At 72.3% G+C, this 21,056-nt stretch carries 24 protein-coding genes; 11 read left to right on the forward strand and 13 right to left on the reverse strand.

Annotated elements, in window-relative coordinates; genetic code table 11:
- Positions 1-48 precede the first annotated feature (48 nt).
- The 5 genes from AB0K05_RS05165 to AB0K05_RS05185 all read right to left on the reverse strand — a co-directional run bounded on the left by AB0K05_RS05165 (position 49) and on the right by AB0K05_RS05185 (position 4,176).
- The gene (locus AB0K05_RS05165; RefSeq protein ID WP_271276337.1) at positions 49-1,098 is read right to left on the reverse strand and encodes an ABC transporter permease; all 1,050 of its coding nucleotides are present in this window, start codon (positions 1,096-1,098) and stop codon (positions 49-51) included.
- Positions 1,095-1,874 carry an ATP-binding cassette domain-containing protein gene (locus AB0K05_RS05170; RefSeq protein WP_148032891.1) on the reverse strand — a complete coding sequence of 260 codons (780 nt, stop codon included), beginning with the start codon at positions 1,872-1,874 and terminating at the stop codon, positions 1,095-1,097. Before AB0K05_RS05170 ends, AB0K05_RS05165 begins: the two co-directional genes overlap by 4 nt.
- Positions 1,871-2,701 carry a PfkB family carbohydrate kinase gene (locus tag AB0K05_RS05175; protein WP_271276336.1) on the reverse strand — a complete coding sequence of 277 codons (831 nt, stop codon included), beginning with the start codon at positions 2,699-2,701 and terminating at the stop codon, positions 1,871-1,873. The genes AB0K05_RS05170 and AB0K05_RS05175 overlap by 4 nt, the downstream gene beginning before the upstream one ends.
- A 5-nt stretch (positions 2,702-2,706) precedes the next feature.
- Positions 2,707-3,741, reverse strand: a complete 1,035-nt coding sequence (locus AB0K05_RS05180) for an SIS domain-containing protein (RefSeq protein WP_148032889.1) — start codon at positions 3,739-3,741, stop codon at positions 2,707-2,709.
- Between the two features lie 141 nt (positions 3,742-3,882).
- The gene (locus AB0K05_RS05185) at positions 3,883-4,176 is read right to left on the reverse strand and encodes a hypothetical protein (protein WP_148032888.1); all 294 of its coding nucleotides are present in this window, start codon (positions 4,174-4,176) and stop codon (positions 3,883-3,885) included.
- A 72-nt stretch (positions 4,177-4,248) separates the two neighbouring features.
- On the opposite strand from AB0K05_RS05185, the gene AB0K05_RS05190 reads away from it, so the two are divergent.
- Positions 4,249-5,208 carry a LysR family transcriptional regulator gene (locus AB0K05_RS05190; RefSeq protein ID WP_271276335.1) on the forward strand — a complete coding sequence of 320 codons (960 nt, stop codon included), beginning with the start codon at positions 4,249-4,251 and terminating at the stop codon, positions 5,206-5,208.
- 142 nt (positions 5,209-5,350) lie between these two features.
- Here the strand turns inward: AB0K05_RS05190 and AB0K05_RS05195 are convergent, their stop codons facing one another.
- The gene (locus tag AB0K05_RS05195; protein WP_148032886.1) at positions 5,351-5,929 is read right to left on the reverse strand and encodes a hypothetical protein; all 579 of its coding nucleotides are present in this window, start codon (positions 5,927-5,929) and stop codon (positions 5,351-5,353) included.
- 150 nt (positions 5,930-6,079) lie between these two features.
- On the opposite strand from AB0K05_RS05195, the gene npdG reads away from it, so the two are divergent.
- The 4 genes from npdG to AB0K05_RS05215 all read left to right on the forward strand — a co-directional run bounded on the left by npdG (position 6,080) and on the right by AB0K05_RS05215 (position 8,584).
- Entirely contained in the window at positions 6,080-6,733 is a 654-nt protein-coding gene (gene npdG, locus AB0K05_RS05200; RefSeq protein WP_364226854.1) for an NADPH-dependent F420 reductase, read from the forward strand.
- A gap of 202 nt (positions 6,734-6,935) precedes the next feature.
- The gene (locus tag AB0K05_RS05205; RefSeq protein WP_364226857.1) at positions 6,936-7,643 is read left to right on the forward strand and encodes a MerR family DNA-binding transcriptional regulator; all 708 of its coding nucleotides are present in this window, start codon (positions 6,936-6,938) and stop codon (positions 7,641-7,643) included.
- Positions 7,644-7,881: 238 nt separating this feature from the next.
- Entirely contained in the window at positions 7,882-8,241 is a 360-nt protein-coding gene (locus AB0K05_RS05210) for a hypothetical protein (protein WP_364226860.1), read from the forward strand.
- Between the two features lie 43 nt (positions 8,242-8,284).
- Positions 8,285-8,584, forward strand: a complete 300-nt coding sequence (locus AB0K05_RS05215; RefSeq protein WP_364226863.1) for a hypothetical protein — start codon at positions 8,285-8,287, stop codon at positions 8,582-8,584.
- Between the two features lie 10 nt (positions 8,585-8,594).
- Here the strand turns inward: AB0K05_RS05215 and AB0K05_RS05220 are convergent, their stop codons facing one another.
- The 6 genes from AB0K05_RS05220 to AB0K05_RS05245 form a co-directional block, all read right to left on the reverse strand.
- On the reverse strand, positions 8,595-9,206 hold the full coding sequence (locus AB0K05_RS05220) for a response regulator transcription factor (RefSeq protein WP_271276331.1): 612 nt from the start codon (positions 9,204-9,206) through the stop codon (positions 8,595-8,597).
- Positions 9,203-10,288 (reverse strand): sensor histidine kinase, encoded by a 1,086-nt coding sequence (locus AB0K05_RS05225; RefSeq protein ID WP_271276330.1) that lies wholly within the window; start codon positions 10,286-10,288, stop codon positions 9,203-9,205. Before AB0K05_RS05225 ends, AB0K05_RS05220 begins: the two co-directional genes overlap by 4 nt.
- A 9-nt stretch (positions 10,289-10,297) precedes the next feature.
- Positions 10,298-11,017, reverse strand: a complete 720-nt coding sequence (locus AB0K05_RS05230; protein ID WP_271276329.1) for an ABC transporter permease — start codon at positions 11,015-11,017, stop codon at positions 10,298-10,300.
- Positions 11,014-11,901, reverse strand: coding sequence for an ABC transporter ATP-binding protein (locus AB0K05_RS05235; protein WP_219544728.1), 888 nt, complete (start codon positions 11,899-11,901; stop codon positions 11,014-11,016). The genes AB0K05_RS05230 and AB0K05_RS05235 overlap by 4 nt, the downstream gene beginning before the upstream one ends.
- A 45-nt stretch (positions 11,902-11,946) precedes the next feature.
- Positions 11,947-12,633 carry an alpha/beta hydrolase gene (locus AB0K05_RS05240; RefSeq protein ID WP_271276327.1) on the reverse strand — a complete coding sequence of 229 codons (687 nt, stop codon included), beginning with the start codon at positions 12,631-12,633 and terminating at the stop codon, positions 11,947-11,949.
- Between the two features lie 74 nt (positions 12,634-12,707).
- A complete protein-coding gene (locus AB0K05_RS05245) occupies positions 12,708-14,192 on the reverse strand; it encodes a PLP-dependent aminotransferase family protein (protein WP_364226870.1) in 1,485 nt (494 codons plus the stop codon).
- A 60-nt stretch (positions 14,193-14,252) separates the two neighbouring features.
- Between AB0K05_RS05245 and AB0K05_RS05250 the strand changes: the two genes are divergently transcribed.
- The 4 genes from AB0K05_RS05250 (at position 14,253) to AB0K05_RS05265 (ending at position 17,207) form a co-directional block, all read left to right on the forward strand.
- Positions 14,253-15,425, forward strand: coding sequence for an aminotransferase class I/II-fold pyridoxal phosphate-dependent enzyme (locus AB0K05_RS05250; RefSeq protein ID WP_148032876.1), 1,173 nt, complete (start codon positions 14,253-14,255; stop codon positions 15,423-15,425).
- A gap of 27 nt (positions 15,426-15,452) precedes the next feature.
- On the forward strand, positions 15,453-15,749 hold the full coding sequence (locus AB0K05_RS05255) for a helix-turn-helix domain-containing protein (RefSeq protein ID WP_271278753.1): 297 nt from the start codon (positions 15,453-15,455) through the stop codon (positions 15,747-15,749).
- Positions 15,746-16,744, forward strand: coding sequence for a threonine/serine dehydratase (locus AB0K05_RS05260; protein ID WP_271278754.1), 999 nt, complete (start codon positions 15,746-15,748; stop codon positions 16,742-16,744). Before AB0K05_RS05255 ends, AB0K05_RS05260 begins: the two co-directional genes overlap by 4 nt.
- Positions 16,745-16,841: 97 nt before the next feature.
- A complete protein-coding gene (locus tag AB0K05_RS05265; protein WP_271278755.1) occupies positions 16,842-17,207 on the forward strand; it encodes a DUF664 domain-containing protein in 366 nt (121 codons plus the stop codon).
- Positions 17,208-17,220: 13 nt separating this feature from the next.
- On the opposite strand, the gene panB is transcribed toward AB0K05_RS05265, so the two are convergent.
- Entirely contained in the window at positions 17,221-18,048 is an 828-nt protein-coding gene (panB, locus tag AB0K05_RS05270; protein ID WP_148032873.1) for a 3-methyl-2-oxobutanoate hydroxymethyltransferase, read from the reverse strand.
- Positions 18,049-18,194: 146 nt separating this feature from the next.
- Here panB and AB0K05_RS05275 point away from each other — a divergent pair, with 146 nt between their 5' ends.
- Entirely contained in the window at positions 18,195-19,412 is a 1,218-nt protein-coding gene (locus AB0K05_RS05275) for an MFS transporter (RefSeq protein WP_271278756.1), read from the forward strand.
- A 90-nt stretch (positions 19,413-19,502) separates the two neighbouring features.
- Positions 19,503-21,053 carry an MFS transporter gene (locus tag AB0K05_RS05280; RefSeq protein WP_271278757.1) on the forward strand — a complete coding sequence of 517 codons (1,551 nt, stop codon included), beginning with the start codon at positions 19,503-19,505 and terminating at the stop codon, positions 21,051-21,053.
- Positions 21,054-21,056: the final 3 nt, after the last annotated feature.

Here is a 21,056-nt window from a genome sequence, read left to right on the forward strand (position 1 = left end):
CCTCTCATTCGCCGGCTCTGGGCCAGGCAGGGGGGTTGAGCCGGGTGTTCAGGTGACGTTCATCGCCCGTCTGCGGTACTGGTCGACGAAGACGGCGAAGATGAGGACGCAGCCGACCGCGACGTTCTGCCAGAACGGCTGCAGGTTCATGATCACGAACCCGCTGGTGAGGGTCGCGGGGATGAAGGCGCCGACGACCGTGCCGGACATCTTGCCGCGGCCGCCCCACAGCGAGGTGCCGCCGATGATGACCGCGGTGATGCTCTGCAGCGCGATGTTCGCGTACCCGGAGACCGACGCGGTGGAGAAGCGCGAGATGTCGATCATCCCGACCAGCCCGGCCAGCAGGCCGACCATGCAGTAGATCGCCAGCAGGTGCCGGTCGACGTTGATGCCGGCCCTGCGGGCCGCCTCGGGGTTGGCGCCGATCGCGTACGTGCGCAGGCCGAACCGGGTACGGGCGAGCACGACCCACAGCAGGCCGGTGACCGCGGCGGCGGTCACGACCGGCCACGGGACGCCGAGCAGGGTGCCCATGCCGAAGGCGTCGGTGAGCGCCTGCGGCACCCCGCTGACGTTCATGCCGCCGGTCCAGACCTGGGCCAGGCCGAGGATGATCGTGCTGGTCGCCAGCGTCACGATGAAGGACGGGATCTTCGACTTCACCACCAGCATGCCGTTGACCAGGCCCCAGGCCGCGCCGGTGACGACACCCGCCCCGACGCCGGCCAGGATCGGCAGCCACAGCTCCGCGCCGCCCTGGGCGGTGCCGGCCAGGCCGGAAGTCAGGCCCAGCATCAGCTTGGCGGCCAGGACCGAGGAGAAGACCACCACCGCACCGACCGACAGGTCGAGCCCGGCCGCGATGAGCAGGAAGGTGACGCCGGCCGAGAGGATCAGCAGCTGGGACCCGGCCAGCGCGATGCTGGTCAGGTTGTAGTTCGAGAAGAACGTCCCGGACGGGGTGACCACCGTGAAGAACACGATGATCGCGACCAGCAGTCCGAAGATCGTCAGATTGGAGAAGCGCTGGCTGGCCAGCAGCCGCGCGGTGAGCGAAGGCCCCGCTTTGACGCCGGGGCTCGTGATCGTGCTCATGTCGTCGGTCCACCCGCTGGAATTCCCGCGCCGGTCATGGCGGCGATGAGGTCGTTGGTCGACAGGGCCGAGATCTCCTCGGTCAGCACGGTCTGGCCCAGGCGCAGCACCGTGACCCGGTCGGCGACCCTGAAGACGTCCGGCATGCTGTGCGAGATGAGCAGCACCGACAGGCCCCGCTCGTCGCGCAGCTGCTCGACCAGCTTGAGCACGAACTCGGTCTGGGAGACGCCGAGCGCCGCGGTGGGCTCGTCGAGCATGATGAGGGCGCTGCCCCACAGCGAGGCGCGGGCCACCGCGACCGCCTGCTTCTGGCCGCCGGACAGCGAGCCGACCTCCGAGGCCAGCGACTGCAGCTTGGCGCCCAGCGTCGACAGCTGCCGTTCGGCCGACCGGTTCATGGCGGCGCGGTCGACGAACCCCAGCCGGCCCAGCAGCCCCGGCTTGAGCACCTCGCGGCCCAGGTACAGGTTCTCGCCGGCGGTCAGCGTGGGCGCGAGCGCCAGGTCCTGGTAGACGGTCTCGATCCCGGCCGCCTGCGCGTCGGCGGGCCTGGCGAAGGTCACCGGGCGGCCGTCGACCGCGATGGTGCCGGAGTCGGGCGACACCGCGCCGGCGATGATCTTCATGAGGGTGGACTTGCCGGCGCCGTTGTCGCCCACCAGGGCGTGCACTTCGCGGGGCCGAACCTGGAGATCGACGCCGCGCAGCGCCTGCACGTGGCCGTAGCTCTTGGTGACGCCGGCCACGTCCAGGACAGGTGGGGGTGCGGTCATCTGGCCGCCTCCTTCCGGGAGTCGCTGATGGCGGTGGGATGGCCGAAAGCACCGAAGTGCTCGCAGACCGCGGCGGCGTACGCGGCCGCCCGCGCGGTCGCGTCCGGCAGGGCGAGCCCGTCGGACAGGCCGCACATGAGCGCGGCGAAGTAGGCGTCGCCCGCGCCCAGCGTGTCGACCGCACGGGCCGGCACGGCGGGCTGGACGACCAGCTCGCCCCGCCGCCAGACGATCGACCCGCGGGTGCCGCGGGTCACCACGACCGTGTCCGGCCCCAGGCCGCGGACCTCCTCGACGAGGCCGAGACACTCGGCCTCGGTGTCGTCGGCCCGGGAGAACATCGCCGCCGTCACGAACGGCAGGACCGGGGCCGCGACGTCGAGGCCCTGGTACGAGAAGTCGTAGGCGACGGCGGTGACCGCGTGCATCTTCGGCACCTCGGAGACCGTGAAGCTGCTGTGCCCGGTGTGGACCCAGTCGCAGCCGGAGAGATAGGCGAGATCCCGGTCCTCGAGCTCGATGCGGGTCACCGGCGGTTGGAACGTTCCGAAGAAGCGGTTGCCCTCGTCGTCGAGCGTGACGTCGGCGAAGGAGTTGGGCTCCGCCCGGTGCCGCACCCGCGTGACGTCGACGTCCTCGGCCAGCAGCGCCTTGAGCACGTGCGCCGCCGCCTCGTCGTCACCGAGGACGCCGAGGTAGCCGGCGGTCGCGCCCAGGCGCCGGGAGTGCACCGCCACGTTGGCCGCGCTGCCTCCCGGATACATCAGACCGGCGTGGAGGTAACGGTCGACGACGTTGTCCCCCACGCCGCACATGCGTGTCGTCATGGGGCTCAGTACTCGACCTTGTGCATGTATCGGCGGATGTCGAGATCGTGACCGGTCAGCGGCTCGAAGTGGTACGCGATGCGGGAGGCCACCGACGCCATGGCGATGTGGGCCACCTTGCCGCGGACCGCCGGGTCGATCCCGGGGAGGGTCAGCTTCGCCGGGTCCACGACGTAGTGTTCGCGGCCGTACCGGGAGAGGAAGGCGTTGACCCGCTCCGAGATCGGCCGCGTCTCGTCCTCGCTCATGAGGTGGATGACCCGCGTGCTGCGCGGGTCCACGATCTCGAACGGGCCGTGGAAGAAGTCGGCGCTGTTGAGGTGGGTGGACTTCTGCCGCTGCATCTCGACCAGGTAGCAGACCGACAGCATGTACGCCAGGCCCAGCAGCCGGCCGGTGCCCAGCACGAAGATGTTGTCGGCGTCGTAGAGCCGCGCCACGGCTTCGGCGGTGGCCCGCTCGGTCTCGTCCACGGCCGCGGCGGTGGCGTCGGGGATGAGGTCGAGGGCCGCCCGCAGCTCGTCCACCCCGTCCTTGAGACCGTGGGCCTCCAGCAGGGAGCAGGACATCTCTTCCAGGAGCTCGTACTTGCCGCCGGTGGCGGTGCTCTCGCTGCCGTAGACGAGGCTGAACTCGGCGGCCCGCGCCAGCTCGTTGTCGGCGTCCCTGGCCACGCTCACGACCAGCGCGCCGGCCTTGGCGGCGGCCTGCGCCGCGGCGACGGTCTCGGGCGTGCCGCCCGAGTGCGAGGAGGCGATCACCAGCGTGCGCCGCCCGGTGCGGCCGAGGTGGGTGAGCGGGAACTCGCCGGCGTTGACGTTCTGCACGCCGAACCCGGTGGCCTTGGCGCCGAGCGACATGGTGGCGGCGACCGACGACGCCCATGACCCGCCGACTCCGGCGAAGAGCACGGTGTCGACGTCACGGCGCACCGCCTCGGCGGCGATCTCCTGAGTGAGCGCGCGCTGGCCCACGGTGGTGCGCAGAGTCGACGCGATGTCCGACGCGATGGGGCGCAGGGGCAGGGCAGGGGAAGGCATACCTATCCTTGAGCTGGTTGTTTTGTCCTAGTTCGACCTTGCGAGAACGTTCCCGCGTTGACGTCAACGCTGCCACCCCCAGGTCAGCGTCGGCCAGAGAAATTCAATAACGTTTGGGTAACCGTCTTGACGTGAGCGGTGTCACTCGTTCAAGGCGGGAGCGGAATCGCCCGTACCGTCAGCGCGTGCCGACCGGGCCAGCCTCATCAGCTTGACCAGTGCGACCACGCCGATGGAGGCCCACACCAGATTCAGCCCCGCCGAGGGCCAGGCGTCGTTGTAGGCGCTGTTGACCATGAGGCCGACCGCGCCGCCCAGGTTGATGAGCTGATAGAGGAGCCCGTCGCCGTGCACCCGGGCGGACGAGACCAGGGCGTAACCGGTCAGGAGCAGGGCGGCGCCGAGCCAGCCGATGGCCTCAAGGAGAAGATCCATCAGGACATTCTGCGGATCCGCCGAGCTGAAGGGCAATCAACGGAAATTGAAGACACGCGTAAGGTCGGCTTCATGGACATCGACCCCCGGCGGTTACGCGTGCTGCGCGAGGTCCACCTGCGCGGCGGCGTCATGCGGGCCGCGGAGGCGCTGCATCTGACCCCCTCGGCGGTCTCCCAGCAGCTCGTGCAGCTGGAGCGGGAGGTCGGGCTGGCGCTCGTCGACCGCTCGCAGCGCCGCGTCTCGCTCACCCCCGCCGGGCGGGTCCTCGCCGGATACGCGGAGCGGGTCGAGGAGGAGCTGGCCGAGGCCAGGCGGGAGCTGACCCGCTTCACCGAGCGGCTGGCCGGGCCGGTGCGCATCGCCGCGTTCCCCACGGTGATCCAGCACATCCTGGTGCCGGCCCTGCGCGACCTCGCCGCCCGCCACCCGAGGATCGAGCCCGCCATCCACGAGGTCTTCGGGCCGCCAGCGCTGCAGGAGCTGCGGCTGGGGGAGGCGGACGTGCTCATCACCGAGCAGGACATGAGCCGGCCCGTGCTCGCGCAGCCCTCGCTGGCCACGCGCGCCCTGTTCGTCGACGAATATCGCGTCGTGGTGCCGCCTGACTGGCCGGAGCCGCCCCGGCACGTCTCCGAGCTGGCGGACGTGCCGTGGGTGGCGAGCGAGCCGCACCTCGCCTGTGGGCAGGCGCTCGACCGGCTGGCCGGGCTGCACGGGTTCGAGCCGCGCAAGCTGCACGTCATCACCGATTTCGCGCCGACCCTGGCGCTGGTGGCCGCCGGGCGCGGGGTGGCGATCGTGCCCACGCTGGCGCTGCTGGACGTACGGGAGGGCGAGGTGCTGGTCAGCGACATCCGCGACGTGGGCGCCCGCCGGATCGACGCCGTCACGCGGGTGAGCCGGACCCGTTCGGGCGAACCCGACCCGGTGCAGGCGGTGGTCATCGCCGCCATCGAGCGCGCCACCGCCGAGCTGGAATCCTCGCTCAGCGCCCGCCTCGGCCAGCCCCGCGACGAGGTCCCCGGCTGACCACCGCGGAGCGTGCCCGGCTGGACAGCGGGGCGGCCGGCGCGGCAGGCGAGGGTGTCGCCGGGCAGCAGGCCGGCGTCGTGCGCGCCTTGCCGCGGAACGACTACGGAGTCCGCGCCGAGCGGCGAGATGCCGCCCGCTGTCAGTCGGAGACGCGGGGGCCGCTCATCTTGTCGAGCAGGCGGGCCAGCCGCTCGCGTAGCCCGGGTCGTTGCGGGATCTCGCCCGCGGCGATGCTCACCAGGTGCTGGGCGCCGTCGAAGCTGACCGGCGCGTGCTCGGGGACGGCGATCGCGTCGTGCGCCAGCCCGGCCAGCTCCGCGTCGCCGCTCTCCAGGGCCAGGATGGTGGCGCCGACGCGGCGGGCGTCGTCGACCCGCTCCAGGAGCGGGGCCGGCGCCTGCTGCCCGGCCACCACGAACAGCGTCTCGCCGCGCGTCGTACGCTCGATCCGCTCCAGCCCCACCCGGAGGTGGGCGGGGGCGCCGGCGGGCGGTGACCAGCGGACCAGGGTGGGCGCGAGCTGCGGCAGGCCGGACAGGCGGGCCTCGTCGGTGAGGTGTGCGGTCAGGTGCCAGGGCTCGTCGCCGGGCGTGCCCACCAGCAGCAGCCCGCCGGGGGAGCGGGTGGTGCGCAGCGCCCGGCCCAGCTCGCGGGTGCGCTCAACCCAGCCCGTCTCCGCGAGGACTTCCCGCAGGTGTGCGACCGCCCCTGAATCCATGGCTCCATCGTGCCTGACAGGTGCGTCCGGGGTGAGAGGTTTCGCGGTGACCTTCGTGCACCCCCGACGTGTCAGTCCTTGACAGCTGGTGGCGTCCGCCGCGCCGGGGGCGTGTGTGGGCGCTGATGGCGTGCTGGCATGATGCGTCGTATGACTGACGTGAGCGGGCTGAGCATCGGCATTCTGGGCGGCACCGGTGACCAGGGGAAGGGGCTGGCGCGGCGGTTCGCGCTGGCCGGGCTCAAGGTGGTGATCGGGTCGCGGCGCGCCGAGCGGGCGCGGGAGGCGGCCGAGTCCATCGGGGCCGGGGCCACCGGGGCGGAGAACGCCGTCGTGGCCGCCGAGTGCGACCTCGTGATCGTGGCGGTGCCGTACGACGGGCACAAGGCGCTGCTGGAGTCGCTGGCCACGCAGCTCGCCGGGAAGATCGTGGTCGACTGCGTGAACCCGCTGGGCTTCGACAAGCAGGGCGCCTACGCGCTGCCCGTCGAGGAGGGCAGCGCGGCCCAGCAGGCGGCGGCGGTGCTTCCCAAGAGCCGGGTGGTGGCGGCGTTCCACCACGTCTCGGCCGTCGTGCTCATGGACCCGGCGGTGGAGAAGGTGGACCTCGACGTGCTGGTGCTGGGCGACGACCGGGAGGCGACCGACACCGTGCAGGCGCTGGCCGACCTGATCCCCGGCGTGCGCGGCGTCTACGGCGGGCGGCTGCGCAACGCCTTCCAGGTGGAGGCGCTGACCGCGAACATCATCTCGGTCAACCGCCGCTACAAGGCCCACGCAGGCATCCGCGTCACCGACATCTGACGGCCTCCTCCGTACGACCGCGCCTCGGCTCGCGACCGTGAGCCGAGGCAACCGGTATCCGCCCTGAGGGGACGCGCACGTCGTCGCGGACGTGGACAGATCCGGCAGCGCCGGACCAAGCGGCCGTCCAGGAGCTCACGAAGCGGAGGCACAGGTGACGCGCGCCGACCGGCCTCGGGACAGGAGCCTCCTGAAGGTGCAGGTGACGCGCGCTGACCGGCTTCGGCCCAGTGACCTTGCCCGGGAGCACGGGCTGTCCGCGCAGGCCGTGCGCAACTACGAGGATGACGGGATCCTGCCCCCGGCCCCGCGCGGTGACCAGGGGTACCGCCGCTACACGCCGGTCCACGCCCAGGCTCTGCGGGCCTTTCTGGCGCTCCGGCCGGGGTTCGGGCACCAGGGCGCGGCCGCGATCCTGCGGGCCGCCAACGCGGGCGACGAGGAGGCCGTCTTCCGCCTCCTCGACCAGGGCCATGCCGAGATCCTGCGCGACCGGGCCACGCTGGACGAGGTGACCGCCGCCCTCACCGAGCTCGCTCCGGCGGGCGACGAGCCGGTACGCGGGGCGCCGTCCGTCGGCGCCCTCGCCCGCCGGCTCGGCATCCACCCGGCCACGCTCCGCAAGTGGGAGAAGGCCGGGATCCTCCACGCCGAACGCGACCCGGTGACCGGCTACCGCCGCTACCCGCCCGCCGCGGTACGCGACGCGCACATGGCCCGCCAGCTCCGGCGCGGCGGCTACCCGCTGCGTCAGATCGCCGGGGCGATCGCGAACGTCCGGGAAGCCGGCGGGATCGGCCCGCTGGAGGAAGCGCTGAGCACCTGGCGCTCCCGCCTCCGGCGGCGCGGCCGGGCGATGCTCGACGGCACGGCCGAACTCGCCGCCTACCTCCGCCTGCGCGGCCTCTGACCCGGCTGGACGGGTCCTTTCGAAGCCGGTTCCGCATGAGACGCGGCCAATTTCCTGAATCCTCGGCCTATTTCATTCGGCCGGCGTTCACAGAAATGCGACACGGCGCCGGCAACGTTGTGCGCGCTTTGCGGCGGACTATATGCTCGGCGATCGTGAAACGACCTGCAACTGGTATTCGGAGGCTGTAGTGGGATCTCTGCAGAGAAATCTGATTCGGCTCGCCATGGTCGTGACAATGACCGCTTCCGGCATGATGACGGCCGGAGCCGGTATGTCGGCGGCCGACCCGGAACCCCAGGCGCCTTCTGAGCTGTCGCGCCTGCTGGGCGCCGACCTGGGCACGGTGTTGCACATGGTCCCCGGCGCCTTCTGCGGCAACCGGCTGGTCAACTACAACTCGCCTTCCTCTAATTCTCCCACGAAATGCGTCAACGGCGCAGAAAACAGCGGTAACTCCACCAACAGTGGGAATTATTACAGCGAGGGGGACCCCATCAACAGCGGCAACTTCTCGAACGTGAACGGCTCCACAGCGAGCAACAACGCGACCAACAGCGGGAACACGGCCAACGGATCCCAGTCTCTCGTGCGGTGACCCGGCGGCGGTAAGAGCGGGAAACATTGGAGTGTGAATGCATATGACTGGTCTTGCCATCGCCGGTATCGGGCTGGCGTTGCTCGCGGCGGGGACGCCCGCCTCTCCCGCCGAGTCGGCGATCCGGCAGAATCCCGCGACGTCCAGCGTGGCGGAGGCGGCCCATCCGGTGGACAGGGGCAATTCCCGAAACAGGGGGAACTACTGGAACAGGGGAAAGTCCGTCAACAGCGGAAACTTCACCAACGTGATCCGTTCCTACAAGTCCAACAACACCCATGCCGGCAGCGGCAACAACGTCAACGGTTCGCAGCACCTCATCGTGAGATCCAGCAAGTGGTAGAGGACCGCGATCAGAGCCAGCCGGCGTCTTCCGCGATGCGAATGGCGTCGATCTTGTTGCGGGCGCCCGTCTTGGTGATCGCGCCCGTCAGGTAGTTGCGCACCGTGCCGGGCGACAGGTGCAGGCGGGAGGCGATCTCCTCCGCCGAGGCGCCCCGGGCGGCCTCCCTGAGCACGGTCGACTCGCGCGGCGTCAGCGGGCTCTCGCCGTACTCCATCGCCGCCGACACCAGCTCGGGATCGAGCACCCGTAGCCCCGCCGCGGTGCGCCGGATGGCGTCGGCGAGCCGGTGGCCGGGCGCGTCCTTGACCAGGAACGCCCCGATCCCGGCCGCCAGCGCGCGGCGCACCTGGCCTGGCTGCCCGAGCGCGGTCAGCACGAGGATCCGGCACTCGGGGAGCCGCGCGCGCAGCTCGGCGGCGGCGGTGATGCCGTCGACGACCGGCAGGTCGATGTCCACGATCGCCACGTCGGGGCGGTGTTCCAGGGCGGCGGGCACGATCTCGTCGCCGCGCGTCACCTCGGCGACCACGTCGATGTCGGACTCCAGGCGCAGCAGCGCGGTGAGCGCGGCCCGGATCATGTGCATGTCCTCGGCCAGCATCACCCTGATGGCCGTCATGCCGGGACCTCCATCGCCAGCAGGAAGCCGCCCGTCTCGCCGCGCGCCGCGGTGAGGGTGCCGCCCGCCTGGGCGGCCCGCTCGGCCAGCCCGGTCAGCCCGCCCCCGAGGACGACCGGAGCGTCCGGGACGCCGTCGTCTGCCACCTCCAGGCGCACCCTCCCGTCACGGGCCGACGTGGTGATCGTGCAGGTGGTGGCGTGGCTGTGGCGCAGGATGTTGGTGACCGCCTCCCGCACGGCCCAGGCCAGCGCCTCGTCCGACCGCTTCGGCGGCGTCACGTCCGCCAGGTGGGCCTGGCAGCGCACGCCTGAGGACTCCAGCAGCGCCACCGCCCGGTCCGTCTCGCCCGCCAGCGACAGCTCGCGGTAGCCGCGCGCCACCTGCCGCACGTCCTGCGCCGCCTCCCTGGCCACCTGGACCAGCTCCGTCACCTCGCCCCGCGCCGACGCGGGGTCACGGTCGAGCAGCCGGGACGCCAGGTCGCCCTTGAGCGCGATGGCGGTGAGGCTGCGGCCCAGCCCGTCGTGCAGGTCGCGGGAGATGCGCAGCCGCTCCTTCAGAACCGCCGCCTCGGCCAGCTCCGCCCTGGCCTCCTCCAGGTCGGCGGCGAGCCTGGCCAGCCGCACCAGCGTGTAGATCATGGCCCCGGTGATGGGCACGGCGAGGGTGAAGAAGAAGGACACGATGGCGAAGGGCAGGCCGCCCCAGGTCGCGTTCGCCCCGTACAGCGTCATCACCGCGACGAGCGGCCCGCCCCAGCGCAGCGGCAGGAGCACCAGCACGCTTCCCGCCAGCATCGGCGCCGCCACCGACGAGTAGCCGGACGGCAGCAGGAAGTCGGGCACGTAGGTGACCAGCGTCTGCAGCACCAGCGTGAGCGGGAACAGGGCAGGCCGCCCGCCGCGCAGCCCCGCCCGCATGTTCACGTAGTGCAGGGCCACGACCGTCAGCATCATCGCCGTCGCCATGAGCCCCAGCAGCGCGCCGAACTGGTAGTAGAGCAGCCCGAGCAGCGTGTAGGCGATGGCGACGCCGGTCAGCAGGCCGCTCGCCATGCGCCGGGCGGAGGTGGAGGTCACGACGTCAGATTATGAGCGCCTCGGCTCCCACCGGAACCAGAGCCTCAGGCTCACGACCCCGATCACGGTCCACGCGGCCAGGTTCAGCGCGGGCGCCAGCACCTCGCCGTGGCGCACCGCGGCGACCACGGCGGCGGTCGGCAGCAGGTCGAGCGCCGTCTGGACGAGGGACGGCAGCGGGATCGGCCCCATCGCCCCCGCGCCCACCCCGGCCAGCAGGAACACCGGCATGGCGAACGCGGCCGACAGCTCGGCCCGCGGGATCGCGGCCGTGTACGCGGCGGCCAGCAGCGCCATCACCGCCGAACCCGCCACGACGGCCGCGGCGAACAGCAGCGGGTCGCCCGGCAGCGGCACGCCCGCCAGGACCCGCACAGCCACCGCCGACAGCGCGACGATGACCACGGTCTGGGTCACGACGCTGGCGATCTGCCCGCCCAGGATCTGCCCGTCGGTCAGCTCGGTCGTACGCAGCCGCTTGAGCACGAGCTGGTCGCGGCGCATGGTCAGGGCGACGACCATGGTCATGAACGTGGTGGTCGCCAGGACGATCGCGATCATGCCGTGGAAGAGATGGGCGACGTCGGCCACGCCCGCGCTGGTGACGTTCCGCATCAGGACCGGCAGCCCGATGGCCAGGCCCACGGGCGTGACGACCGAGCCGAAGAGCATGCCCCGGTCCTTCCAGAACAGGCGGGTGCCGAGCCGGTAGGTCGCGGCGAGACTCATCGTGCGCTCCTGGGCAGGTCGAGGAAGAGGTCTTCGAGGGTGGCGGTGCGGACCTCCAGGCCCGCCAGCCGCAGCCCGCGCCCGGCGGCCCAGGTCAGCAGCGTCTGGGCGGCCAGGTCGGGGTCGTCGGCGCGGCACACGGCCAGCTCGCCGTCGAGCGAGACCGGCAGCGGCAGGTCATCGGGCCGCACGCCGGCGGGCAGCCGGAACGCCACCCGGCCGCGCAGCCCGGCCAGCGTCTCGGCCATGCCGCCCGCGGCCACGACCGCGCCCTCGTCCATGATCGCCATGGCGGCGGCCAGCCGCTGCGCCTCCTCCAGGTAGTGGGTGGTCAGCAGGACCGTGGTGCCCTGCCGGGCCAGCTCGCGCACCACCTCCCAGGTGTCCACGCGCGCCCGCGGGTCCATGCCGGCGGTCGGCTCGTCGAGGAACAGCACGTCGGGCCGGCCCAGCAGGGCCAGCGCCAGGTCGAGGCGCCGCTTCTCCCCGCCGGACAGCTGGCGCACCCTGGTCGCCGCCTTCTCCTTCAGCCCGGCCAGCTCCAGCGCCTCCTCGCGGGGGCGGGGCGCGGAGGTGAAGTCGCGCCAGGTGTCGACGGTCTGCGCCACGGTCAGGTCGGGGAAGAACCCCGCCTCCTGCACCATGACGCCGGTACGCTGCCGTACCGCCGCCCGGTCGGCCACCGGGTCGAGGCCGAGCACCCGCACCGAGCCGCCGTCAGGCCGCTGGAACCCGGCCAGCACCTCCACGGTCGTGGTCTTGCCCGCGCCGTTCCTGCCGAGCAGGGCGAAGATCTGCCCGGCGGGCACCTCGAACGAGACGCCCTTCACCGCCTCGAAGGCGCCGTAGCGCTTGACGAGCTCGTTCACCAGGATCGCTGTCATGCCTGCGACTCTTCCCGGCCGGGGCGCGCGGCGGCAGTGAGGAATTCACGACCTGCGGGAGAGCTTGAGCAGCGCGCCGGTCACCGCCTCCGGGTCGACGACCGGGTGGAGGTGGTGGCCGGGGACGCGGAGCACGGGCCAGCCGCGCCGCCGCGCCTGCTCCGCCACCGTGTCGTACGGCGGCCCGAACCACAAGAAGGAGCAGCGCACGGCGTCCCACCCGGCGGGCACCGGCACCGGGTCGGTGTAGAAGCCGAGCGGCAGCCGCGGCTGCTCGGCGACCACCCGGTCGCGCACGGCCGGGTCCGCAGGGAACATGGGCGCCACGTCCTCCTCGCTCCACCAGTCGGTCCAGCGCGGCAGCACGCCGTCATCCCCGGCCAGCTCGCGCAGGAACGGCAGGAAGTCGTCCTGCCCCGGCCTGACCAGCCCGCGCTCGGGCGGCAGGTGGGCGTCGGCGAACACGCACGCCACCACCCGGTCGCCCAGCCCTTCCTTGATCACCGGCACGAACAGCCCGGCGTTGCTGTGGGCCGCCAGCACGATCGGGCCCCCGGCGGGCGTCGCGGCGCGCACCGCCTCCACGATCCGCGGCCAGTGCGGCGGGCCGCCCCCGGTGACTCCGGTCAGATCGGGCACCACCGCCTGGTGGCCCCGGCGCTCCAGCGCCTGGGCCACCGGCGCCCACGTGGACGGGCCCACGCTGGGGCTGTGTACGAGCACGAAGGTCATGCTGCACACCTTGCCGTACGCGCGCGCCCGCCCGCCGCGGTGTCAGCTCCTGGCGGATCCGCTCTCGGCCGGTGTCAGACGACGAGGGTCGGCCGTGACGGCAGGCGCTCGGTGGGGTCGTAGGCGTGCCAGGCCGCGGCGAGCACCCGCACCGCCGCCGACAGCTCCGCCTCGGGGAACAGGAAGTGCAGCCGCATCCGGTCCGCGAGGCCGCCGAGCGGGTCGAAGGAGCGGCCGGGCGGCACCGCCACCCCGTGCCTGAGCGCGACCTGGGCGAAGGAGTCGGCGTCGCCGCGCGGCAGCCGGACCCAGATCGTCTGGCCGCCCCGTGCCGGTTCGAACGACCAGGACGGCAGGTGCGCGCGCAGCTCGGCGCACAGGTGGTCGTGGCGGGCGCGCAGGACCCGTACGCGGTCGCGCCTGATGTCGTCGAGGCGGTGCAGCAGCGCGGCGGCGGCGAGCTGGCCGACCACGTCGCCGCCGAGGTCGTGCACGGCGCGGAGCCGGGCGAGCCGGGCGGCCAGCGGCGCCGGCGCCCTGATCCAGCCGACCCGCAGGCCGCCCCAGACGACCTTGCTCAGCGACGCGATCGTGACCACCTGCTCGCCGGTGGTGTAGGCGGTGAGCGGGGCCGGCGTGTCGCCGTCGAAGCAGAGCTCCGCGGAGACCTCGTCGTCGATCACCGGCAGGTCGTGCTCGGCGGCCAGCGCGGCCAGCCGGCGGCGTGCCGGCCCGTCCATGACCGACCCCGTGGGATTGCTCGCTGTCGGCACCGTGTAGAGCAGCGCGGGCCGCTCCCGCACGGCCCGGACGAGGTCGACCGGAGCGGAACGGCGGGCGGGTGGTTCTCCGGGGGAGAGGGTTTCCCGGGGGTCGAGGGTGACCGGGCGGATCGCGGCCGCGGCGTGGCGGAAGACCTCCAGGGCGCCGGGGTACGTCGGGGACTCGGTCAGGACCCGGTCGCCGGGGGACACCAGCAGGCCGGTCAGCAGGGTGAGCGCCTGCTGGGCGCCGTTGGTCACGATGATCTCCGCCGCGCTCGTGGGCACGCCGCGCCGCCGGTAGTAGGCGGCCACCGCCTCCCTCAGATCCGGCTGGCCGGCGGGCTGGTAACCCAGGTCGCGCATGCCCGCGAGCCGCCCGGCCGCTTCCTCGTACGCCTCCGCGAGCTCCGGCGGCGGCTCGTCCGGGGCGGCGCAGGTCAGCAGCGTCACCCCGTCGGGCGGGTGCAGGATGTGCAGCAGCAGCGGGTTCGCCGTCACCCCGTCGCCGGTGCGGGTGGCCGGCAGGTCGAGTTCGGCGACGCGGGTGCCGCTGCCCTGCCGCCGCATCACCCGCCCTTCCCGCTGGAGCAGCTCGTACGCGGCCACCACGGTGCCGCGGCCGACCGCCAGCCGTCTGGCCAGCACCCGGTCCGGCGGCAGCAGCTCTCCGGGGGGCAGCACGCCGTCGTCGACGAGTGCCCTCAGCCGGGCCGCGAGCAGCAGGTAGAGCGGCCCGCGCCCGGACGCCCAGCGGCCCAGCAGATCGACGAGATGGTCGACATTGGCCCCATTCATAGACCAATCTTGTGGGATTGGCTCTGATCTCGTGCGACTTTTCCGGACATCCTTACGTACATGACCGAATACCGTCCTGAAACCCGCGCGGTCCACGTGCCCCACCCCGTGGTCGAGGGCAGCCGCCCGATCACCGTGCCCATCTACCAGACCTCCGGGTTCACCTTCGACGACCCGGCGGTCATGGCCGACGGCATGGGCAGGCCCGACGGCCCGTACGTCTACGGCCGCTACAGCAACCCCACCGTCCGCGCCCTGGAGGAGGCCGTCTCCGGTCTGGAGGGCGGCGTCGCCGCCATCGCCACCGGCTCCGGCATGGCCGCCATCAACACCGTGCTGCTCGGCCTGCTCAAGCCGGGCGACCACCTGATCGCCCAGCGGGCCCTGTACGGCGGCACCGCGGGCATGATCAACGAGCTGGTGTCGCGGTTCGGCGTCGAGGTCAGCTACGTGCCCGAGCACGACCCCGCCGCGCTCCGCGCCGCCGTCGGGCCGCGGACGAAGCTGGTCTACCTGGAGACCATCGCCAACCCGATGTGCCAGGTCGCCGACCTGCCCGCGATGTGCGCGGCGGCCCGCGAGCTGGGCCTGGTCAGCGTGGTCGACAACACCTTCGCCACCCCTCTGCTGTGCCGCCCGATCGAGCACGGCGCCGACGTCGTCGTCCACTCCACCACCAAGTACCTGTCCGGGCACACGGACGTGGTCGGCGGCATGGCGGTGTTCGCCGACGACGCGCTCTACCGCGACGTCTGGCACTTCGCGATCGAGCTGGGGCCGTCGCCGGACCCGTTCGCCGCCTGGCTGAGCCTGCGCGGGATGCAGACGCTGGGGCTGCGCATGGAGCGCCACTGCGCCAACACCCGCCTGCTCGCGACCCGCCTGGCCGAGCACCCGTCGGTGGCGGCCGTGCACTGGCCGGGCCTGCCCTCGCACCCGTCGCACGAGGTGGCGGCCAAGCTGCTGCCCGACTTCGGCGGCCTCTTCTCGTTCGACCTGACGGGCGGGCGCGCGGCGGGGGAGAGGTTCATGCGGTCGGTACGGCTGGCGCTGGTCGCGCCGTCGCTGGGCGGCGTCGAGACGCTCATCCTGCACCCGGCCACCACCTCGCACCGCTCGCTCACCGCCGCCGAGCTGGCCAGGCACGGCATCGGTGAGGGCACGGTACGGGTCGCCGTCGGCATCGAGCACCCCGAGGATCTCTGGGCGGACTTCGAGCAGGCGTTGACTTAGTCCTTAGGCATTGAGGAAAATGCCTAAGTGCTGTCCGAGCTCCGCGCCGTGGCCAGCGAGCCGCGCCTGCTGATCCTCCACTGGCTCAAGGACCCGGTCGCGCACTTCCCGCCCCAGGTCGACGGCGATCTGGTGGCCGACGGGGTGTGCGGCCGGTCCATCGCCGGCAAGCTCGGCATGACCCAGCCCAGCGCCACCGGCCACCTCAAGATCCTGGAGCGCGCCGGCCTCATCCGCGGCAAGCGGATCAGGCAGTGGGTGTTCTACCGGCGCGACGAGGAGCGGATAGCACAGCTCAAACGGATGATCGAGGGGGAGCTGTGACGGTGACGTACGAGGACGTGGTGGCGGCGGCCGGGCGGATCGGGGCGCACGTGCTGCGCACGCCGGTCCTGGAGGTCGCGCCGGGGCTCGTGCTCAAGCTGGAGCTGCTGCAGCACTCCGGGTCGTTCAAGGTGCGCGGGGCGTTCAACCGGATGCTGGCGGCGGGCGAGCTGCCGCCGGGCGGGGTGATCGCGGCCAGTGGCGGCAACCACGGGCTGGCGGTCGCGTACGCGGCGCGGGCGCTGGGGGCGCGGGCCGAGATCTTCGTGCCGGAGGTGACCAGCCCGGTCAAGATGGCCGGGCTGCGGGCGCTCGGCGCCCGGATCAACCAGGTCGGGGCGATCTACTCCGAGGCGGCCGAGGCGGCCGCCAAGCGCGCCGCCGAGACGGGCGCGCTGAAGGTGCACGCCTACGACCAGGCCGAGGTGGTCGCCGGGCAGGGCACCACCGGGCTGGAGCTGATGGAGCAGACGGGCGGCGTCGACACCATCCTGGTCGCCGTCGGCGGCGGCGGCTTCGCCGCGGGCATCGCCCTCGGCTCCGCTGTCCCGCCTTCCTCCCAGGAGCCGCCGCTGTCCGGCTCGGAGGCCTCGCCCACGTTCGCTTCGGGTCAGGGCTTCCGGCAGGGGCGGCCCAGGATCGTGGCGGTGGAGCCGGAGCGGATCCCCACCTTCCACGAGGCGCTCAAGGCGGGCCGGCCGGTGCCCGTGGAGGTGGGCGGGGTGGCGGCCGACTCGCTGGGCGCCACCGCGCTGGGCGACATCGCGTACGAGATCCTCGCCTCGTCCGGCGCGCGCAGCGTGCTGGTCGCCGAGGACGCCATCGTGGCCGCCCGCCGCGCCCTCTGGGAGAGGCACCGCCTGGTCACCGAGCACGGCGGCGCGACCGCGTACGCCGCGCTGTTGTCGGGCGCCTACACCCCCGCGCCCGGCGAGCGGGTGGCGGTGGTGGTCTGCGGCTCCAACACCGACCCCGCCACACTCGCCGCCGAGTGACCGTCCACGGGGCCGGGCGTCGGGTGGAACGGTCGCGCGGTGATTTCAGGACGAAACAGGATGCGATGCCGGGATCGCCGGGATAGCGTCGCCCCTCATGAGCATGTCCCGGGAACGTCCCCCTTTCGTCGCCGATGAACGCACCCAGCTTGTGGGCTGGCTCGACATGCAACGCGCGATCGTCCAGTGGAAGTGCGCGGGGCTGTCGGAGGAGGACGCCGACATGCGGATCGACGGCGTCCCCCTGGCGAAGCTCCTCGACGAGTACGAGTGTCAGTGCCGGATCTCGAACGAGATCGTCGCCGCCCACTCGCTGGACGACGTGGGCAAACACCCCGACTACCGCTCGGGCGCGGCGAGCCTGCGCTGGATGCTGATCCACATGGTCGAGGAGACCGCCAGGCACGCCGGCCACCTGGACACCATCAGGGAACTGGTCGACGGCGAGAAGGGCTACTACTGACCCCCACCCGGGCTCAGCTGTACGTGTGCTCGGGGCCGGGGAAGGAGCCGCCGACGACCTCGTCGGCGAACGCCCGCGCGGCCCTGTCGAGCTCGGCGCCCAGGTCGGCGTAGCGCTTGACGAATCGGGCCGGGCTGGGGGTCAGCCCCATCATGTCCTGCCAGACGAGCACCTGGGCGTCGGTGGCGGCGCCCGCGCCGATGCCGATCGTGGGGATCGACAGCGAGGCCGTCACCCGTTCGGCCAGGTCGGCGGGCACGCATTCGAGCACGACCGAGAACGCGCCGGCCCGCTCCAGGTCCTTGGCGTCGGCCATCAGCTCGTCGCCCGCCTCCCCACGCCCCTGGACGCGGTAGCCGCCGAGCGCGTTGACCGACTGGGGGGTCAGGCCGAGGTGGGCCATGACCGGCACGCCCGCCGAGACGAGCGCCTCCACCTGGGGCACCACCCGCCGGCCGCCCTCCAGCTTGACCGCGTGCGCGCCGGCCTCCTTCATGAACCGGGCCGCCGACTCCAGCGCCTGCCCCGGTGACGTCTGGTAGGAGCCGAACGGCAGGTCGGCGACCACGAGCGCGCGAGAGGAGCCGCGCACCACGGCCGCGGTCAGCGACAGCAGGTCGTCGACGGTGACCGGCAGGGTGGAGTCGTAGCCGTACACCACCATGGCGGCCGAGTCACCTACGAGCAGGACGGGAATGCCCGCCGCGTCGAACACCCGGGCCGTCATCGCGTCGTAGGCGGTGATCATCGGCCACCGCTCCCCGCGCTCCTTGGCCGCGGCGAGGTCGCGCACGGTGACCCGGCGGCCGGAAACGCCGCCGTACAGGGTGGTTGAGGACATCAGGTCAACCTCCGAAAGCGTCTCGAGGCGCCCTGGTGGCGTCCCCGGACTCCCTCCGATGATGCCAGGCGCGGCCCCGGCAGGAAAACCCGTGGCGGAAGTGTCGGTGGGGGCTGGAACAATGGGCCTGGAGGTAAGCAATCTAGATGGCAATCGAACCTTACCGGCGTCTTTTCCGGCTGCCGGGTGTGGGCGTGCTGCTGCTGGTGGGACTGGCCGCCCGGGTCCCCACCACGGCCATGAGCATGGCGCTGACGCTGCATGTGGTGGAGACGCTCAAGCTGGACTACGTCATGGCCGGGACCGTCACGGCGGCGATCACGCTCGGCATGGCCGTGGGCTCCCCGCTGGCCGGGAGGTTGGTCGACCGTTACGGGCTGCGCCCGGTGCTGATCGTCACCACGGCCGCGCAGGCGCTGTTCTGGTCGTCGGCCTGGAAGCTGCCGTTCCCGGTGCTGACGGGCGCCGCGCTGGTGGCCGGGCTGCTCGCGCTGCCGGTGTTCTCGGTGGTCCGCCAGTGCCTGGCCGCCATGGTGCCGCTGGAGCAGCGCCGCACGGCGTTCTCGTTCGACTCGATGTTCGTCGAGGTGTCCTACATGACCGGGCCCGCGCTGGCGGTGGCGGGCATCACCGTGCTCGGCAGCGGGCCGACGATGACCGCCATCGCGGTCGGCACCGCCGGCGCCGGGATCGGGCTCCTGCTGCTCAACCCGCCGACCAGGTCGGCGGCCGAGCTGGCGGAGCCGGAGGTCAGGATCCCCAGGCGGGCGTGGCTCACCCCGCGCATGGTCGCGCTGCTGGGCACCGCCGCCGCCGCGACGTTCGTGCTCACCGCGACCGAGCTGGCCGTGGTCGGCACCATGAAGGACTCAGGCCACACCCAGTGGATCGGCCTGGCCGTCGGCATCTGGTGCTTCTATTCGCTGCTGGGCGGGTTCCTCTACGGGATGCTGTCGCGCGGGTTCTCGCCGCTCGTGCTCATCGGCCTGATAGGGCTGCTCACGATGCCGGTGGCGCTGGTCTCCGGCGGCTGGTGGTGGCTGGTGCTGGCGCTGCTGCCGTCGGGCCTGCTCTGCGCGCCCTCGCTGTCGTCCACTGTCGAGACGCTCAGCCGCTGGGTGCCGGCGGGCGCCAGAGGAGAGGCCATGGGCCTCAACGGCACCGCGCTGCTGATCGGCGGCGCGGCCTCCGCGCCGATCGCGGGCAAGGTCATCGACCTGTACGGCGCGTCCTGGGCGTTCGTGGTCGCCGGTGCGGCAGGCGGGGTGATGGTGCTGGTGGCGCTGCCGTTCTGGCGGCGCGGCAGGGAGATCGCCCCGGTCGCCGCCGATCCCGCGAAGGTGCCGGAGGAGCTCCCCGCCTGACCTGATACGAAACGATACGGTTGCGTATCGGAACGCCCTGCGATACGGTCACGTTGCGAAACTTGACCGTATCGGAATTTGGGTGTGCTCATGGACGAGAACGCGGGACATCCGCGCCGGTGGGCGATCCTCGGCGTGCTGGTGTTCAGCCTGCTGGCGGTCGTGCTCGACAACACGATTTTGAACGTGGCGATGAAGACCATCGCCGACCCGGTGGCCGGGCTGGGCGCGACCCAGAGCGAGCTGGAGTGGGCGATCAACTCCTACACGCTCGTCTTCGCCGGCCTGCTCTTCACCTTCGGCGTGATCGGCGACCGCACCGGCCGCAAGCGCATGCTGTTCGTCGGCATGGTGCTGTTCGGCCTGTCGTCGCTGGCCAGCGCCTACGCCCAGGACCCCACCCAGCTGATCCTGGCGCGGGCGGCGATGGGCATCGGCGGCGCGGCGATCATGCCGGCCACGCTGGCCATCATCTCCAACGTCTTCCCGGCACGGGAGCGCGGGAAGGCGATCGGCGTGTGGGCGGCCGGCGTCGGGCTGGCCGTCGCCATCGGCCCGATCACCGGAGGGCTGCTCCTTGAGCGCTTCTGGTGGGGCTCGGTCTTCCTGATCAACGTGCCGATCGTGCTCATCAGCATGGCGCTGATCGGCCCGGTCGTGCCCGAGTCGCGCGACCCCAGGCCGTCGCGGCTCGACCCGGTGGGCGTGCTGCTGTCGATCATCGGCCTGGTCGCCGTCGTCTACGGCATCATCCGGGGCGGCGAGCTGGCCACCGTCACCTCGCCCGAGGTGTTCGTGCCGGTGCTGGCCGGCGTCGCGGTGCTGGCCGCGTTCGTCTGGTGGGAGCGGCGCATCGACAACCCGGCCTTCGACGTGCGCTACTTCGGCGACGTCCGGTTCACCTCGGCCATCGCCACGATCGGCATCGTCTTCTTCGCGATGATGGGCGGGATGTTCTTCCTCACCTTCTACCTGCAGGTGGCGCTGGGGTTCAGCCCCGTGCAGGCGGGGGCGCTCATGCTGCCGTTCGCGGTCGCGCAGCTCATCTTCGCGCCGCTCAGCCAGCGGGTGAACGAGAAGTTCGGGGCCAAGCTGTCGGCCACCGTCAGCCTCCTGGTGCTGACCGCGATCCTGCTCGGCTACACCTTCTTCGACCTGCACACGCCGGTCCCCGTGCTGCTCGCCGTGTTCTTCGTGCAGGGCGTCGCGATGGCCAACATCATGCCGCCCGCCACGACCGCCATCATGGAGGCGCTGCCCCGGGAGAAGGCCGGGGTCGGCTCGGCCATGAGCAACACCGTCCGCCAGGTCGCCGGCGCGCTCGGCGTGGCCGTGCTGGGCTCCGTGCTCTCCTCCTCCTACCGCGGCGAGATCGCGCCCGCCCTGGCGGGCCTGCCCGCGGACGTCCAGCACGCGGGCGGCGAGTCCGTCATGGCGACGGCCGCGCTGGCGCACTCACTCGGCGAGCGCGGCGAGTCGCTGCTGGGCCTGGCCAACGAGGCGTTCGTGCACAGCATGCACGTCACCTCCCTGGCCTCGGCGGGGATCGCCCTGGCCGGCGCCGCGGTGGTGGCCCGGTGGATGCCCGGCAAGCCACGCCCGGTCTCCCAGCCGGAGCAGCAGGAACCAGCGGTAGTCTGAGAT

This window comes from Nonomuraea sp. NPDC049486, from assembly GCF_040676925.1.
Taxonomy (GTDB): domain Bacteria; phylum Actinomycetota; class Actinomycetes; order Streptosporangiales; family Streptosporangiaceae; genus Nonomuraea; species Nonomuraea ferruginea.